Below are 1,929 nucleotides of genomic sequence, written 5' to 3' on the forward strand. Positions count from 1 at the left end.
CGTGCGCCCGGGCGCCCCCGAAACCGCTCAACTCACCGCCCGCGCTTGGACTTCTTCGCCTCCGCACGAGCCGCCGCGCGCCGCTCACGACGCGTGCCGCCGCCGGCCGAACCCGCAGCGCGGGCCTTCGCCGGACTCGGCGAGCCGTCGCCCCGCGACTGCACCCCGCCCTGTTCGGCCGGACCGGAGAAGGTCAGGCTCTGCTGACCGCCGCCGTCGCCGAGGCCCTTGCCGCGCAGCGCGGCCGGAACCGGCTCGGGCTGCGGCTCTTCGGGCTGGGCGGGCGTCGGCCGCGCGTGCCGGCCGGCGGCCTGGACCGCCGCGGCACCGGCCGTCGGCAGCGCCGCCGCGGGCTCGGCCGCCTGCTGCTGCGGCTCCGCCTGCTCGACCTGGAGGTTGAACAGGAAGCCGACCGCCTCCTCCTTCAGCGAGTCGAGCATCGCGTTGAACATGTCGAAGCCCTCGCGCTGGTACTCGATCAGCGGATCGCGCTGGGCCATCGCCCGCAGGCCGATGCCCTCCTTGAGGTAGTCCATCTCATAGAGGTGCTCCCGCCACTTGCGGTCCAGCACAGAGAGCAGCACCTGCCCCTCGAGCTGCCGCATCGCGCCCTCGCCGACCTTGGCGTCGATCTCGGCCTCACGCCGGGCGTACGCCTGCTGGGCGTCCTCCTGCAGCGCGCTGAGCAGGAAGTCCGAGCTGAGGTCGTCCTCCTCCTCGGTCAGTTCCTCCCACGTCACCGATACCGGGTACAGCTGCTTCAACGCGGTCCACAGCTTCTCGTGGTCCCAGTCCTCCGCGTAACCCTCGGCGGTCGCGCCCTCGACGTACGCCGCGATCACGTCGGCGAGCATGTGCCGCATCTGCTCGGACAGGTCCTCGCCTTCGAGCACGCGGCGACGTTCGGCGTAGATCACCTTCCGCTGCAGGTTCATGACCTCGTCGTACTTGAGTACGTTCTTGCGGATCTCCATGTTCTGCTGCTCGACCTGCGTCTGTGCGCTCTTGATCGCGCGCGACACCATCTTGTGGTCGATCGGCTGGTCGTCCGGCAGCCGCATGGTGGTCATGACCCGCTCGACCATCGCGGCGTTGAACCGCCGCATCAGCTCGTCACCCAGCGACAGGTAGAACCGCGACTCGCCCGGGTCGCCCTGGCGGCCGGACCGGCCGCGAAGCTGGTTGTCGATGCGGCGCGACTCGTGCCGCTCGGTGCCCAGCACGTAAAGGCCGCCGGCCTCCTTGACCTCCTCGGCCTCGGCCTTCACCTCGGCCTTGACCTCTTCGAGCACCTTCGGCCACGCGGTCTCGTACGCCTCCGAGTGCTCCACCGGGTCCAGGCCGCGCTCGCGCAACCGCTCGTCGGCGATGATGTCCGGGTTGCCGCCGAGCACGATGTCGGTACCACGGCCGGCCATGTTGGTGGCGACCGTGACCGCGCCCTTGCGGCCGGCGCGCGCCACGATCAGCGCCTCCCGGTCGTGGTACTTCGCGTTCAGCACCTCGTGCGCGACACCGCGTTTGACCAGCAACTTCGACAGGTACTCGGACTTCTCGACGCTCGTGGTGCCGACCAGCACCGGCTGGCCCTTCTCGTACCGCTCCTGGATGTCGTCGGCCACGGCCTCGAACTTCGCGGGCTCGCCCTTGTAGATCAGGTCCGTCTGGTCGTCGCGGATCATCGGCCGGTTCGTCGGGATCGGCACCACACCCAGCTTGTAGGTCTGGTGGAACTCCGCCGCCTCGGTCTCGGCGGTACCGGTCATGCCGGACAGCTTGCCGTAGAGCCGGAAGTAGTTCTGCAGCGTGATCGTGGCCAGCGTCTGGTTCTCGGCCTTGATCTCGACGCCTTCCTTGGCCTCGATCGCCTGGTGCATGCCCTCGTTGTAGCGGCGGCCGTGCAGGATGCGGCCGGTGAACTCGTCGACG

Annotated in this window: 1 protein-coding gene; it reads right to left on the reverse strand. The window is 69.6% G+C overall.

The window, feature by feature from the left end; all coding sequences use genetic code 11:
• Window positions 1-32: 32 nt before the first annotated feature.
• On the reverse strand, window positions 33-1,929 hold a 1,897-nt coding region (locus VHA72_RS03395; protein WP_524538565.1), incomplete at its 5' end, for a preprotein translocase subunit SecA.

Source organism: Nocardioides sp., from assembly GCF_035547795.1.
Taxonomy (GTDB): Bacteria; Actinomycetota; Actinomycetes; order Propionibacteriales; family Nocardioidaceae; genus Nocardioides.